Source organism: Clostridium aquiflavi (assembly GCF_031344075.1).
Lineage (GTDB): Bacteria > Bacillota > Clostridia > Clostridiales > Clostridiaceae > Clostridium > Clostridium aquiflavi.
Window position 1 is genome coordinate 1 of the sequence record NZ_JAVJAN010000013.1, and the last position, 16,729, is coordinate 16,729.

The 16,729-nt window shown below is 26.1% G+C and carries 10 protein-coding genes; all 10 read right to left on the reverse strand.

The genetic code is table 11. The features are described from left to right. Nucleotides 1-151: 151 nt before the first annotated feature. The 10 genes from RGC78_RS06055 to trpB all read right to left on the reverse strand — a co-directional run bounded on the left by RGC78_RS06055 (nt 152) and on the right by trpB (nt 16,720). The gene (locus tag RGC78_RS06055) at nt 152-1,630 is read right to left on the reverse strand and encodes a reverse transcriptase family protein (protein WP_309556236.1); all 1,479 of its coding nucleotides are present in this window, start codon (nt 1,628-1,630) and stop codon (nt 152-154) included. Beyond that, entirely contained in the window at nt 1,627-3,435 is a 1,809-nt protein-coding gene (locus RGC78_RS06060) for an SWIM zinc finger family protein (RefSeq protein WP_309556237.1), read from the reverse strand. The genes RGC78_RS06055 and RGC78_RS06060 overlap by 4 nt, the downstream gene beginning before the upstream one ends. Continuing rightward, nucleotides 3,425-6,442, reverse strand: a complete 3,018-nt coding sequence (locus tag RGC78_RS06065; protein WP_309556239.1) for a hypothetical protein — start codon at nt 6,440-6,442, stop codon at nt 3,425-3,427. The genes RGC78_RS06060 and RGC78_RS06065 overlap by 11 nt, the downstream gene beginning before the upstream one ends. 348 nt (nt 6,443-6,790) lie before the next feature. Continuing rightward, the gene (locus tag RGC78_RS06070; RefSeq protein ID WP_252212171.1) at nt 6,791-7,018 is read right to left on the reverse strand and encodes a hypothetical protein; all 228 of its coding nucleotides are present in this window, start codon (nt 7,016-7,018) and stop codon (nt 6,791-6,793) included. Between the two features lie 452 nt (nt 7,019-7,470). Next, nucleotides 7,471-9,534, reverse strand: coding sequence for a methyl-accepting chemotaxis protein (locus RGC78_RS06075; protein ID WP_252212170.1), 2,064 nt, complete (start codon nt 9,532-9,534; stop codon nt 7,471-7,473). A 258-nt stretch (nt 9,535-9,792) separates the two neighbouring features. Beyond that, nucleotides 9,793-11,115 (reverse strand): NCS2 family permease, encoded by a 1,323-nt coding sequence (locus RGC78_RS06080; protein WP_252227031.1) that lies wholly within the window; start codon nt 11,113-11,115, stop codon nt 9,793-9,795. A gap of 246 nt (nt 11,116-11,361) precedes the next feature. Next, the gene (locus RGC78_RS06085; RefSeq protein ID WP_252227030.1) at nt 11,362-11,862 is read right to left on the reverse strand and encodes a hypothetical protein; all 501 of its coding nucleotides are present in this window, start codon (nt 11,860-11,862) and stop codon (nt 11,362-11,364) included. A gap of 430 nt (nt 11,863-12,292) precedes the next feature. After that, a complete protein-coding gene (locus tag RGC78_RS06090) occupies nt 12,293-14,509 on the reverse strand; it encodes a M56 family metallopeptidase (RefSeq protein WP_309556241.1) in 2,217 nt (738 codons plus the stop codon). A 27-nt stretch (nt 14,510-14,536) separates the two neighbouring features. Next, a complete protein-coding gene (locus tag RGC78_RS06095) occupies nt 14,537-14,932 on the reverse strand; it encodes a BlaI/MecI/CopY family transcriptional regulator (protein WP_252227027.1) in 396 nt (131 codons plus the stop codon). Nucleotides 14,933-15,502: 570 nt separating this feature from the next. Further along, a complete protein-coding gene (gene trpB / locus RGC78_RS06100; protein WP_252231939.1) occupies nt 15,503-16,720 on the reverse strand; it encodes a tryptophan synthase subunit beta in 1,218 nt (405 codons plus the stop codon). Nucleotides 16,721-16,729 lie beyond the last annotated feature (9 nt).

Here is a 16,729-nt window from a genome sequence, read left to right on the forward strand (position 1 = left end):
CTTTATTTTAGAGTTCTTAAAGTAAATTCCTCTGTCCATGAGCTTTATACTACAATATCAACACTGTTTTAAAACATAGCCTTTAATAAAAGCAAAATCACCCCTAATGTGATTAACCTAATATATTATAATTTTTAAAACAACTTTATAACTAACTATTAATCAACTCCATTGCAGAATCAATGATAGCTTTGTATCTTTTTTCATTAACACTTTTTATCCATGATGTCATTCCTGATATTTCATTTATAACTTTACTAGATAATACTTCACCATTATTTTTATCTTTATTAGCATTGTAAATAGCAGCCCTTAATTTTTTAACCCATTTTTTAGGTACTCCAATTTCTTCGTTGTTTATTACAATACCTGTTATACATTGACAATTATTTTTTCTTAAGAATTTCGTTTTATCCTTGTTTATATTAAAACCCTCTTCTTTAACAATCTTTGAAACTAATCCTATAAATCTGCCAATATTTAATTCATCATTATCCCCATTAAAGCTAAAACTCATATCATCGGCATACCTTGTATAAGTAAAATTATATTTAGAGGAAAGTCCTTTTAATCTTTTGTCTAATTTTATACAAATTATATTTGTAATCATTGGACTTGCTGGTGAACCTTGTGGAAGAATTCTATTTGATGTCTTTATATATTTTTCTTCTCCTCTAACCTCTATTTTCATACGTTCGCAATATGTACAAATCATTGCTAACATAGATGCAATATATCCAGAATATCCAAAGGATTTAAACATTCCTCTTACTCTTTCAAATGTAATTGTTGGAAAGAAATCTTCAAGATCTATATTAATAAGCAATTCAGGTTGTTTAAAATGACTTTCTGCCGCCGAAACTACAGATTTTCCCTTTAAAAATCCATGAGCTTCATCACTAGTAGGAATTTTTAATAGAATGTCATCTAAAATTTTTCTTTGTGAATTCTTTAATACTGATTTCGGAGCTGCAATATTACGAACTCCTCCTCTTTTTTTAGGAATAGTGTATCTATAATAATGATCAACAGATACTACATCTCTATGATAAACTAAAAATCTCAGCTTTTTATATTCTATTCCTAGAAAACTAGCTAGTTCTTTGTCATCATTTATAATAGGTAAATCTTGTGCTAATAACTTTTCCTTATGAGTTTCTTTATCTTTAAGTAAACTAGAATATCCTTTTCCTATAAATACAATTTTATCTTCTTTTTCTTTTTTCCATTCCTCTGAGCGCTGTCTTTTTTCAAGTTCTCTTTGTTTTTTTCTTTCAGCACGCCTTGCAATAGATTCCTCCATAATAGTCTTAGATACATCCAATCTTATTTTCTCATAATCCCATGTTTCATCGTACTTTTTTTGAAGTTCTATTAATTTTGAATTTATCTTGTCTTTTTCTTCATATAAATTAGCAATTTCATCAATTACTTTTTCATATTTTTCTAATAGATTTTTTCTATTCTCATACTGTTCACTTGTTTCATTTTCTTGTCTTTCATAAGGGGTAGGTAGATTCTGTGGCCAAAACCCATATTCCTGCATCTTTACAAGGGTAAATTCCTTTTTACCCATTGCATTTACAGCTTCTCTATAATCTTTTCTATTATTTTCTTGGTTCTCCATCATAGTACCGTCTCCATAATATCATTAATTTTATATTCTTTATTTGGTTCTAATTTTAGCTTTAAAAATTTTGTAGAAATTAAATATAAAGCTAAAATATGTGAACAAGGAGCTGAAATATTTCTAGGTCCTTTATTAAAATCTCTACAGTCACATTTAACTTTTGAAAGCTGACCTTCTTCATCTATTTTTATTAAAGTTTCTGTAAAATCAAATTCTCTATTAAAATCATCTGTCCTATAATATTTCCACTTTTTATATTTAGGATTTGGCGTCTTTAGCGAATGTGTAAAAATAAACTCATTATCTTCTGTCATTGTCACCCTAAAGTTATCCATGCCTTCATCTATATGTTCTTGGACCTTTAATTCCATAGGTGTTGTTTCATATAATTCTTTTGGAATTTCTTCATTGCATAATCGTCTAAATCTTACAGAGTCATTTATTGCATCATAATAACCTTCTCCACGTCTTAAAAGCATACCTATTCCTGCTTTGTTTTCACTCTTTGAACTTTCAGTTAAATCTTCATAAATTTTATCTATTGAAGCAAAACGTTTTTCTTTTAATAATTCATAAACTTTATCGTAATTTCCTTCTCCAATAAATCCACCTAATATGTTAAATGCTGTCCCTTTTACCCAATCGTTAGAAGACCATGATGAGAAACCTATAGTCATCTTCATCGCTCCCATATCTCCTATAATAAATTGTGGCATTCCAAATCCAAGAAGTCTTACTTTAAAAGACTTAACTAAAGGAATTATCTTTTCTAAAACAAGCCAACGTCTTCTTCCCCATATTTTTTCTTCTCTTTTCTTTTCTCCATTATAAATTGAATTAAGAGTAAGAGTCTTTCCAAAAGGTTCAAAAATAATTTTAATTGGCTTATCAGGTTCTAATATCCACTTCATATATCTTGGACTTTCTTTTGCTTTATGTCTTCTTAAAAATGAACATATATCATACATATCTATTGGTGATAACTCAACATCCACTCCACCTAAACTGGCAGCTGAAGAAACTTGATTAAACCCCTTTATCCATGTCTCAGGAAGCTCTATTTTCTTTTCCATATGTTCAGGCATTACTCCGCTATCTACTCCAAAACCCTCTGGATTAACAGATAGATTTACATCACTATAGGTTCTAAATCTCTCAATTTCTTTAGCTAATTTAGCTGAAAAATCTATATTAGTTGTTCCTAAAGATGGTTTTTGTAGTAATTCAAATTCTTCCATATCAATTGATAAACATCCATATGTAGACTCATCTACAGAAAATGCTTCAAAAGATACTTGATCAGGATGAACTGTTATTACAGGATCTAAAACAAACCACAGGTCCATATCTCTATCCTTTATAAATTTCCAAAAGTCCTTTTCGATCTTATAATAATCTTTCCATATATCATGTTTATCAATTTCTTTTTTTAGATTGTTTTTAATATCAATTAAATTAAATATTTCTTTATTTTTATCCTCAATAGAATTTAATAATGTATTCATATCATTATTAAGACTATTTCTTATTTCTGGCAAATACTCATCATGTTTTAATATTCTTCTTTCAATTTCTTTGTCAAGCCACTCAAAGAATTCAACTCTTTCTTTCTTTTTTTGACTCATATCAGAAATAACAATTTCACGAAGCATAAGCATTGCATCTCTAAAAATAAGTGGATGCTTTAACTTCCCTAAAAAAGATACTTTTTCATTTCTTGAAAGATCTGGACTAAGTCCCAAAACTGTTTCATTCCCTTTATTTAGACACATAGATGGACTTGCATATTCATACTTAACCTTCAAGAGACATTGCCCCCTTTCTTATTTTAGCTAATGCCATAAGTGCACGTTCTGAATCTACTATAATATTTGAACCTCCGATATCTAGTAACATATCTTCGATTTCATTTAATTTATTTTTATATTTAGTTGCAAATTTAGGTATAACCTCATATATACTGTCTTTGCTCTTAGAAATTCTATTAGGAAGAAATATCAATGTTTTTACATAATACATAAAAAGTTCCTCATCTCCATCACCTAAGTTTGCAAGTATCTCAGTTGTTTTATTAGAAATATATTCTTTTACTTCACTTGAAGTATGTTCTAACATTTGAATTATAAATTCTTTAGGAATTAAGTCGCCATATATCTCTTTTAATTTTTTAATTCCAAATAGATAAACTTTGTTTACTGGAGAATCGATTATTATTCCATGTAACTTCTTTTGTTCCTCATTAATCATATTCTCAAAAATTTCTTCTGCTTTTTTATTAAGTATAGTTATATCAGATTCAAACATAATTAATAGGGTAGAAAATCTTTTACTTAATGCTTCACTATTTCTTTCAATAATGCCAAACAATATCTTAATCATTTGCGCTGTAGCAGATTCTAATATACTTACTAATTGAGAATCCTTAGGTATCTCATTATTTTTTATTGATTCTAATAGAGAAACAACTTGTCTATTTCTTTCTGAAATTGCTTTTTGTGTATCTTTTATATTAACTCCATTAAGTAGGTTCTCTAATTCCTTATATGAAAGTGAAAAAATTGCTTCCTCTACAAATATCTCAGTCCACTCTGGCATACTAGATTTTTCAAAAATTGATGAAATAACATATGATATTAAATTCATCTTTTCATTATTAGATATGCCTTTAAGTTTATTAACTGAAAGTGAAAGCAAGTCTCTAATTTCTTTAGATAAAGTAACATTGGTCTTTCTAAATCTATCAGAATTATCTATAATTTCTTTCACAAAGTTTAAATACTCTTTTTCATTTAACGATAAAATGCTTTCCTTAAATAAGTTTATCCAATTATCAAGATCATTTAAAAACATGAAATTCACTATATCACTAGATTTAAATTTTCCATTAGTCCTTTCAAAAAAACTAATAGCAAGCTCATGAACATTTTCATTTTTACTATTGATTAAATCTATCATTAATTTTGAATCAAATTCATCTAGTTTATTTAACTTTTCTGTAAGAATGTTCATAAACATGTTGGCAAGTGGTTCATAAGAAACTAATGTTAAATCACTTAACTCTTTATATGACATATTATTTATAAGTTCATTGGTTCTTTCTGAGTCTTTTAAAATATAATAACATGCCTTAAATATTGGATTAATATTTGAATTTATAGCTATGTATAATACATCATCTAAGTGATTGTCCCATATTTCCTTAACAAATTCATATCGCCCTTGAAGTTTCATTAATTGATCATTTTGCATCCACTCACTTCTAGCTTGCCAATTATCCCAGCCTATTGGAGGTTTTTCTTTAAAATCATTATATAAATAATATTTTATAAAATCATTGAATTGAAAATTCCCTTTAAATTTACATACATAATCATGCTTTGTATAACTTGTTAGAAGAGATTTCATAGCTATTATAAATTTCTCTTCATCATTTTTTGCATAAGAATCCATAATTTTTCTTACATATCGCTTAAAGTATTTTAGTTCTTTTCCTTTACCAGTACCTTTAAAATAATATGTTAATCTTGGTGAATCTAAATAATAAGCTATTTTACCAATAACATCTGCTAATCCATATGCTTCTGCTTCTTGAATTGTATTTTTAAATTCAATTGTATTTAACATTACTCCATCAGTGTAAATCCCTTCTTTATAACGCTGAGGAGATCTAGACTCTACCCACTCACCCTTTTCATAATCATATCTTCCATAGTATTCTTTTAAGAGCTCTTGAGCTGCATACTTTCTATAATGTGCTCCTTCAAGTACTTTATTAGAAGGAATATCTTTACCATTAATATGAATAAGATGTAAATCCATTTCTGATAAATGTGTACGTATAAAGCTTTCTCTTTTTTGTCTTAATTCTTCTGTTATTGTATTTACATATATTGTTACACATCGTTTTACACCTTTTGTATAATTTTCGCCGCCCCAATTTATATTTGATTTTAAAATATTTTTTGCTTCTTCTATCAATAATGAATTATTATATCTTGCAAACTCTAAGAATAAACCTGATATCATTTCAGTACTTCCAAGTTTTAAAAGTAAGTTGTAAATTTCCTTTGGTGGATTGCTTTCAATTAATTGAGATAATCTTTTTTTTCTCATATAAATATTTTTATTGCTAAACATATCATAAATAACTAAATAGTATTTATGATATTCTTCATCCAAATTTAAAACTTCATTAGGATGATTAGCTAATCTAAAATTAAGAAAACTTATATTTTTAGCTTGTACATTTTTCACGCAGTCTTCATATGATATTTCTTTAAAGTAAGGTAATACTATTTTATTTTCCTCTTCTAAGTTTTTGAATTCATTAACTAAATAATTTTCATCTCTTTTCCAATACCAACTATAATCAACTCCATTTTTATAATACATTCTAGGAAATTCTTCATCTTTATTCCTATTATAATATCCATCTTCTTGTATAATTTTTACTGATTCAAAAGATGGTAAATGTCCTTCACATCCATTAAATATAGCATAACTAGAATATTTAACTTCGTCTTCAAGAATACTAGTTACAGATTCTCCATCACTTTGAGTATTTTTAAACTCATGTTTTCCATAAAGTATAAGAAAACTTGGATTATTGTTATTATCCCATCCCCATAAAACTATGCTTCTTAAAGGATTATAATCCTTTTTCCATACTCGGTTTAATGTTTTAGTGTTTTTTATAGGACAATTTATGCTATCAACACTATCATTTAATTCGATTTGATCAACTTTATCTTCTTTTGATTTTAAGAAAGAAAAAACTGTATTTAAAAAGTTGTTTTCTTTAAACTTTGACATAACAGTAAACCACCTTAATCTTTTAATATTTTTAGACTATGTTTTAAATTTAATACAAAATATTAATTCCACATAATTCTTTTCAAACTATTTTATCACAGTTATGTTTAATATTAAATATTAATAATTTAAAATAAAAGACTATGTTTTAAATATGTGTTGATATATCCAATTATTCAGTCCACTTTTCTTATGCCTATATCAGTACGCTGCTAAAACATAGACAAATAAAAAAATAACCTAACACATTTATTTTTTTACAAATGCATTAAGTTATTTTAATTGTGAATATATTTTAAGTTATTTGTTAGCCTTATTTTAAAATATTTTTAATCGTTTACAAAATAACTACATTTTAATATCCATATATTTTTCATTATCTATTCTAATATTCTCCAATTCATTGGTTATAGCTTTATCCATTGATTCTATATACCTTTCTATTTTTTTTGCTTTTTCTATATCTTTTATATTATTTATGCAAAAACTCAATATTTTTTTATATGCATCTCTTTGCACTTTAATTAATTTCCTATATTGTTTGTTATTTAAATCAACTACATCTACTTCATTCATAATACCTCACCCTCCTAAAAATATAATTCTACAAAAATTCTTATTATCCTTTTTTTGTAAATCAATATTATGATATTATAGGTATAATAAATAATATAAAAAAAACATAATAAACAAAAACACAACTAGAAAATATATAAAAACTTTAAATATTTTCCTGTGTTTTCTCTATTATGTCTCAACAGGTAAAAATCTTACTATATAATTTTTACTAATATGTCACTATTATACAACATTAGTCATATAATTCGATATGCTAAAATCTCATTAGCATTATGTATTACTTAATTCTCTTTTATTTTACTATATACTTCATGATATTTCAACATATTTTTTGAAAAAATATGCTTTTTTAGAAAATAAATAGGAATTTTCTTGATTAAATTCATCAAGAAAATTCCTATTATTCTTTATTATTTAATTTTTTCATCAAATTGCGACTATTAATTAAATTATTGAATCTTAAACTTAGAAATTTCTTCTCTTAATTTATCAATATGTTGTTTTGTTTTTGAAACTTCTTCAACAACTTCTACTGATTTATTATTAACATCACAAGTTCTATTTGCTATTCCAGCAGTTCCAGTTGCACCTTGTGACGATGCTTGTGATACTTCTTCAATTGACTGCATAATATTTCCCATAGAACACATCAGTTCTTCAGCAATAATACTAAATTTAGTAATTATATCACCTATTGTTTTAGCATCTTCATTGTATACATTAGCCACATTTAACATAGTTTTATAATCTTTATCTATATCTATAGATACAAATTTTAAAACTTCATTAGCACTACTTGAAAGATTATTTACGCTACCAGTAACTTTACTAGTTACTTCTTGTATTTCTAAAACAGTATGTTTTGATTGTTCAGCAAGCTTTCTAATTTCTTCAGCTACTACTGAAAATCCTTTTCCTGCATCTCCAGCTCTTGCAGCCTCTATTGCTGCATTTAATGCAAGCAAATTAGTTTGTTCTGTAATTTTCATAATAGCGTCAGATAAAATATTAATTTGATTAACCACCCCTGAAGATTCAATAGCTTCTTCAAGTTTTTCTTTAGTATTAATAAAAATATCATTTGCCTTCTTTTGAGATGCTATAACATTTTCTTTTGTTATATTAGCTCTATTACTAATTTCTTTTGCATTATTTGCACCTTCTTTTGACTTATCTGCAATAGATATAATTGCTTTTTCTATTTCTTTTGAAGTTGTAGTCATCTCATCTGTAGTAGCTGCTGTTTCTTCAACACTAGCTGTTAACTCTTCAGTTGCTGCAGATATATCTTCTAAATTAGAATTTAATACATTTACATCTTCTATAACATTATTAACTTCATTTTCTATAGAGTTTGATTCGCTTTTGATTTTACAAATTAAGTTTACTAATGCAGTTCTCATATCTTGAATGCCATTTATTATAACTCCAATTTCATCTTCTCTTTTAAGATACTTAGAATTTACTTCTATCATAAAATTACCTTTACCAATTTCGGCTAAATATTTTGCAGCTTCTTTGATAGGATTAGTAATTTTCTTTACATTTTTAATAATTATCACACTTATAGCTAGTACCATAATTACAGCTATACATAAAAATACAATGTTAGTTTGTATCATATTTTGTTTTAATTCTTTTTCTGAAATAAGAGCTGCCAGATTCCATTCTGTACCTTCAACTCCCTTAGAATTTACAAAATATTTTTCTCCACCAATATTAACATTAAATTGCTTAGAATCTCCTTTTAATAAATTATCTAAATTCTCTATATTGACATCTTTTATGTTTTTAAAATTATTTTCTTCATTGTTTCCATCTGCCATGATTGTTCCATTTTTATGAACAATCATAAAAAATCCAGTTTTTCCAGTCTTCATATTATTTAATATGTTACTTATAGAAGACTGTTCAACATCAATCCCCACAGCACCAATAACGTTTCCATCAGTATCTTTAACAATTCTGGCATTGCTTGTAATCATTGTATTAGTAGTATCTATGTACGGTTCTGTCCTTTTAATTTCTCCGTTACCATCAATAGCAAGTTTATACCACTGTCTTATTGTAGGATCATATTTTTCCGGTATATATGTTTCTGGCCAATTAATATATCCACCATCTTTTGTAGCTAAATAAATATATTTAGTTTCTGGATGACTTGCAGCGTATTGATCGAAAACTTCATATATTTCCTGTTCAATTCCTCCATTTATGGAAGGTGTCATGTCAACTTTAGTACTATTGTCTTTATATTTAGTAATAGTTGCATCACCTTTCATTACAGTAGGATTTGTGGCCATCATATTAATATTAGCATCAACTTGATTGTAGAAATTATTAATTGCACTTGATACAATGTTCATTTGTTCATTGGAGTTATTAATGTATTCACTTTTAGCTTGTACACTTATTCTATAAGAAATAAAAGTCATCATTATTACCAAAAACAAACAAATCATTCCTACTGATAGTTGTAAAAATCTAGTTTGTATACTTCTATATTTTTTCATAATTATATACTCTCCTTCCATATCTGTAAAATTAAGTTTTAATATCCCAGCTTTCGTTAATATTATATATAATCAAATTATTCATTTTTAATATTTTGATATAAGCTGTAATTGAAACCGTATTAAATAATATTACTTTAAGTATATATTATCAAACATTAAAATTCAACAATATTTGACATATTATGTTATTATTATAAAAAAACTCCCCTTCAATATTAATTTATTAAAAGGAAGTTTTTTGTTATTTAAATATTTTTAGATTAAGAATTTTAATACAAATATTATTCCTATTACCACTGTAGCTAAAGTTATATCTTTTATTTTTCCTGTAAATAATTTTAATAGTATGTATGAAACAACTCCAAATACGATACCATCTGATATACTATAAGATAACGGCATCATAATTATAGTTAAAAATGCTGGTATAGCTTCTGTAAAATCCGAAATATTTATTTCTTTTATTGGCTCAATCATAAATAATCCAACTAATACTAATGCTGAACAAGTGACTGCTGGAGTAATTGAAGCAAATATAGGTGCAAAGAATAATGATAATCCAAACATTATAGCAGTAGATACTGCTGTTAATCCTGTTCTTCCACCTTCCGCAACTCCTGAGGCGCTTTCTACAAATGTACTTACTGTACTTGTACCAACACATGCTCCAAACGTAGTTCCTATTGCATCTGCAAAAAGAGCTTTCTTTATATTTGGAACTTTTCCATTTTCATCCAACATTTTTGCTTTTGTTGTTACTCCAACTAAAGTTCCTATTGTATCAAACATATCCATAAATAATAATGTAAATAAAGCAACTACCATATCTAAAGAAAATATATTATTCCACTCAAATTTAAAGAAAACTGAACTAATTGATGGTGGTACACTCATTATACTATTAGGTGTTGGAGTAATTCCAAAAGGAATTCCTATTACAGCTGTAGCAATCATTCCAATAAATAATGCACCTTTAATATTCCTTGCTAAAAGAATACCTGTAATTACGATACCTATTATTGCAAGTAGTGCTGTTCCACTTGTTATATTCCCAAGTGCAAGAATTGTTGAATTATCTTCAGGGTGAACTATAATTCCTGCCCCTTCAAAACCTATTAGTGCAATAAATAAACCAATACCAACTGAAATTGCTTTTTTAATGTTTTCTGGTATTGAATCAACAATAGCTTCACGCACATTGAATAAGGTTAATAAAATAAATATAATACCTTCTAAAAGTACTGCTGTTAATGCAAATTGATATGAATATCCCATACCAAGAACTATTGTAAATGCAAAAAATGCATTTAAACCCATACCTGGCGCTTGAGCAAATGGTAATTTGGCATATAAACCCATTATCAAAGTTGCAACTACTGCTGATAGTGCTGTAGCAGTAAACACTGCTCCGCTATCCATTCCAGCTGCTGATAATATAGTTGGATTTACTATTAATATGTACGCCATAGTCATAAAGGTAGTAATACCTGCTATAATTTCTGTCTTAACATTTGTATTTTTTTCAGTAAGTCCGAAATAGTTATCTAACATTCCATTCTTTTCAAATAATTTCTTCATAAAACCACTCTTTCGTAAATCTTTTTTCCACCTGAACTATAATAAGTTATTTTTCGATATATTGCAACACTTTTGTGAATATTTTACGATATTTTAGTACTTATTTTCGCTTTTTATGATGTTTATACGAATATTAATATGTATCTATCTTTCTCATTATTCGTTTTTTATTTTTGAAATCATTATAATTTTCTATTTTTTATAGTTAAGTTTTTAATAATTAATCTATATTATAGATAGATAATCTTAAATTCCAAATATAGGTTGATCAATATTTCTCTTATAAATACCTTTTGTACCATTTAATGTATAATATGAAGATATCAAGCCAAAAATATTTCCTAAATTAATATCTATATTAGGTCTAAGTGAATAAGTAATTTCTCCATTAATATATTTTTTATATAATTTATTGTATTTAATAAATCCTATTTCTGTAGTCATTGATCTTGAAATTAAACCAAGATAAACTGATTGTAATGCTGGAATATCAGGATTAGGTAACTCATTTGAATTTACTCCCTTATTATATTTACTATAAATTAACTCAATACCTTCTAGTGTTGATATATAAGAAAGTATGTTTGCATATATAGATATTGTTTGAGCACATTTTTGTGTATCTAATAATCTTAATAATTCTATATCATCTTCAGTGAAATTTTTTGTGCTATTAGTTTTTGTATATTCATTATATTTTCTACTATTATGAGAGTTATTATGTTTATAATTTGAATTTTGTTTCAACTCCTTTCAACTCCTTTACTTTATTGGCTTTAATTTATAATACAAAACTTGATTTTCAGTGAAAATTTCTTAAACTGTTAAGATTTGAATTATATTAATATATGCTCATATATTAATAGTTCTACATTGTGATATATTTAGATATGATTGCTATAGTAATTATATGAATCTCAAAATAATTTAATGATAAATCTTATAATATTATAAGATTCTATCTCCTCATATATAATTTTCTTTAATTAACCCATAACTTTAAAACTGCAACTTATATTTATAATACAATTTTTGATAATTAAAGAGTGCTAAAATAAGTATAATACTCTCTTAAATTATTGCTAGCAAAATAATTTAATATGAGAATATTATACTTATTATAATCTTATATGTTTATAAAAACTTAATTTTATCTAATTTTTTATTAATATACTAACTAATCTATTGATTTAGAATTAACAAATTCTTCAGCTATTTTATCTGGATTATCAACTTCATTAAATAAAGCAATTGAATAACAAACATCATTTTCTTTCCAAATATATACTAAACAATAATTATACTCATTGCTTTCTTCGTATTTAAATACCTCATTATTATTAATGTTTAATTTTTTTACATTAATCTTTTTAGGTATATTATCTTCTGTATTTTCATTAATAAAATATTCATTTTTCTTTATATCATCATAAAACTTTAAATCTTTTTTAGCTGTAAAAGTAATTCTCAAATTTTTACTAACATAAAAATTATTCATTTCGTAATTTATAATATTGTTTTCTATATCAGAATCTCCTGTTATCCCAACTCCTGACCCAGTTATTTTTATATCTTTATCTACTTTTAATGGAAATTTAGGATTAAATCCAAGAATTTTTTCAGCTTTCTCTAAATCTCCTTTATCATATATACTCATTACTCCTATTTCTGTTGAAACTTCTCTTGTTGGATAGTAATTTACGTTTTTTATATCTTCTGAATACTTCAAAGATTTTGCTATTTTAAATATATTATCTTTATCAATACTTGTCCATTGATTAATTTCATCTTCATTTTTACATTGCTTATTATAATTTAAGATATAACATATACCAGAATCTTTCCACACAAAATATCTATTTATTTCCTTCATTTCTTTGATCACAATATCAATATCTTCTATTTTTCTTTCTGGAGAAGTAATTGTAACAGTAACCTCTTCTCCATGAATTCCATTAAAGTCTACTAAATTTCTTTCACTTTCTACTTTAAACTCTTCTTGTAGTGCACGTAAGCTTTCTGATTTTTTTATTATCTCTATTGGATCTGATACTCCTGTGATTAATGAAAATTCATTGTTTCTTTCATTGTTATTATCAAAAAACATTTGTACTGCATTTTCTTTATCAGACACTTTTATGACTTGAAATCCAGCTCCAACTTCATTTCCATCTAAAATATAATCTGGTACTTTGAATTTAAATCCTGCTATTTCTTGTGCTTTTTTAATATCATCATAAACTTTTACAGGTGCATCAATTAAAAATTTAGAATTTTCTTCTTTATTAGATGTTATTTTTGAAACATTATCATTATCAAATCCTTTTACTTGAATACTGTTTGTAAATATTGCTATTGTAGCTACTAAACAACTTAATATAGCAACTGTTGATACTTTATATGAACCTTTTTTAAAGTCTTTTATCATTTTAATTCTCCTTTTTATTTGGTTATTATTTTCAAAACAAATTAGCAATCTAGATTGCTCTTTTTTATTAAAAAACATTCTTGAAAAATCTATAAGCGTTATACCATAATCTATTCTTTCTTTTTCTTCAAGGCACTCTAAAACACATGCATCACAAGCATATTCTCTATACAACTTCATTTTATTTATAGCAATCCATACTAAAGGATTAAACCAATGTATACAAAGAGCTACTATACTAAGAAAGTTATAATATAAGTCTTTTCTTTTATAGTGCATAAGCTCATGTAATAGACTATAGGATAGTTTATTGTAATCTTCCATTTTCAAAACATATTGTGGTATATAAATTTTAGGCTTTAAAATTCCAAATATTCCAGGACTTTTTATTCCATCATATATAAAAATTTGAATTTTTGAATTTATATTTAACTTATCTTTTAAATTGTTGATTATAGATTTAATTTTAAAATCTTTATATATTTCTAAAGGTATAATTTTTCTTTTAAATCTCATTAAAGATAATATGAATGTTAAGCTTAAAACGATTATCCCTATAATCCAAATTAAAGAAGCTATCTTTATAAAATTAGAAATCCATATTTGTTTATTTATAGATTCTTCTTTATTTTTTTCATAATCATTAATTTTTTCTATCTTCTTTGTATCATTATTGTAATTATTATATCCTATGGAAATTTCTCTATTTTTACCTGAGGTATCTAATATCATTTCCTGTAAACTATTTGTATATTTATCACTAAAAATATCAAATAAATTTATATTTACCTCTGGAATTACAGGCACAAGAAGTCTTAACATTACTAAAATCCACAATCCATGTTTAATCCGCACACTAATATGATTATTAAACATTTTTAAAATCAGAATTATTATTAAAATAATGATAGCTGCTGTTAAAGATGTTTGAAAAAACCATAAAAAAACCTTTTCTAAACTCCCCATAAAAATATACCCCTTCTCGTTATCTAGTTAAAAATCTTTTATATTGATTTTTTCTTTTTTTTCTTTAAGAATTTTCTCTAATTCTTCAATTTCATCAATAGATAGATTCTCCTCTTCTAAGAAGCTACTAAAAAGAATATTTAAAGCTCCATCATATACTTTTTTAATAAAAGATTTATTTTCAAACTTCATACAATCTCCCTCAGAAATTAAAGGATAGTAATTATATACTCTACCATCTTTTTTAAAACCTATAACCCCTTTTTTTATAAGTCTTGTTATAAAAGTTTTTATAGTTTGTTTTGACCAACTCATTTTTAAACTCAATGCTTCTATTATTTCTTCAGATGTTAAAGGATTTGTTTTCCATAAAGTTTTCATTACTTCCCATTCAGCTTCTGATATTTTAGGAATTTCACTCAAAAAGTACATCTCCTTTCTTTTAAATCTACAAATGTAAATTATTAATTTAAGTCTACACTTGTAGATTTATAATGTCAAGAATATTTTTACATTTATTCCAATTTCAATTGTTTTTTCATTTTATCACTTATAATTTTTAAAAATATTATTAAAAATGTACTATCCTCATTTTTTTTATTTAGATATTAAATCTTTATCCTCTACCTAAATCTTACCTTAAATAAAACTTATTATTTATGTTTATAAAATATATGAATAAGCACATATATAATAACTATGCTTCCTATTAACCTTAATATTGATAATATAAAATTCTCCAGATTGAATTTTTTCATTACTTTTTCATCCTCTCAGATTTCTTACAAAAGTTTAATCTATATCTCTATCTTAAGTATAATATATTGTTTGCTATATATTTATACTTAAATATATTAAGCTTATTTAAATCTACAACTCTAATCTACATTTTATCCATCTTTCTGATGAGATTATATGTAATAAAAATTTAGTATATAAATTAAAAACCACTTAAATATCTTTTAAAATATTTAAGTGGTTTTTAATTAAATCTTATTTAAAATATTGTTCTCCATATCCATAATGTTCAACAACATAATCAATATCTTTATCACCACGTCCACTTAAGCAAACTAAAATAGACCCTTGTTTCATTTCTTTAGCTTTTTTCATTGCATATGCAACAGCATGTGAACTTTCAATTGCTGGTATAATTCCTTCATATCTTGATAATTTAAAGAACGCTTCCATAGCCTCTTCATCATTTATAACTTTATAATCTACTCGTCCTAATTCTCTTAAAAATGCATGTTCAGGACCAACTGATGGATAATCAAGACCACTAGCTATAGAATATACTGGTGCCGGTTCACCATTTTTATCTTTTAGCATTATGCTTTCAAATCCATGCATAACGCCTTTTTCCCCATACTTCATAGAGGCAGCATGGTCTCCTAATTTTTCACCTCTACCTAATGGCTCTATTCCAATTATTTCAACTGGTTCCTCTAAAAAAGGTATAAACATTCCAGCAGCATTACTTCCCCCACCTACACAAGCTGTAACTACATCTGGTAAAAAACCTGTCATTTCCTTAAATTGATCTTTAGCTTCATAACCAACAACAGCTTGAAAATCTCTTACCATAAGTGGAAATGGATGTGGACCTAATGCTGATCCTATACAGTAAATTGAATCCTTATAATTTTTAGCATATGAATCAAAAGCAGAATCCACAGCTTCTTTTAAAGTTTTTAAACCATGTGTTACCGGAACAACTTTAGCTCCTAATATTTTCATCCTAGTTACATTTGGCGCTTGCTTTGCAATATCAACTTCTCCCATATGAATTTCACATTCCAATCCAAAAAATGCAGCAGCTGTTGCAAGCGCCACACCATGTTGTCCTGCTCCTGTTTCTGCAATCAAACGCTTTTTCCCCATAAATTTAGCAAGTAATCCTTCACCCATACAATGATTTAATTTGTGTGCCCCTGTATGATTTAAATCTTCTCTTTTTAAATAAATTTGACAATTCCCTATTGCTCTAGATAGTCTTTCGCAATGATAAACTGGTGTAGGTCTACCTTGAAATTCTTTACGGATTCTTCTAAGTTCATTAATAAACTGTGAAGAATGACAAATCGTTTGATATGCATCAGCAATCTCCTCAAAAGCTGGAATTAGTTCAGCTGTTAAGTATGCCCCACCGTATTGACCAAAACGACCATTTTTATCTGGATACTTCTTTAAATATGTTCGAAAATCCATTTACAATCC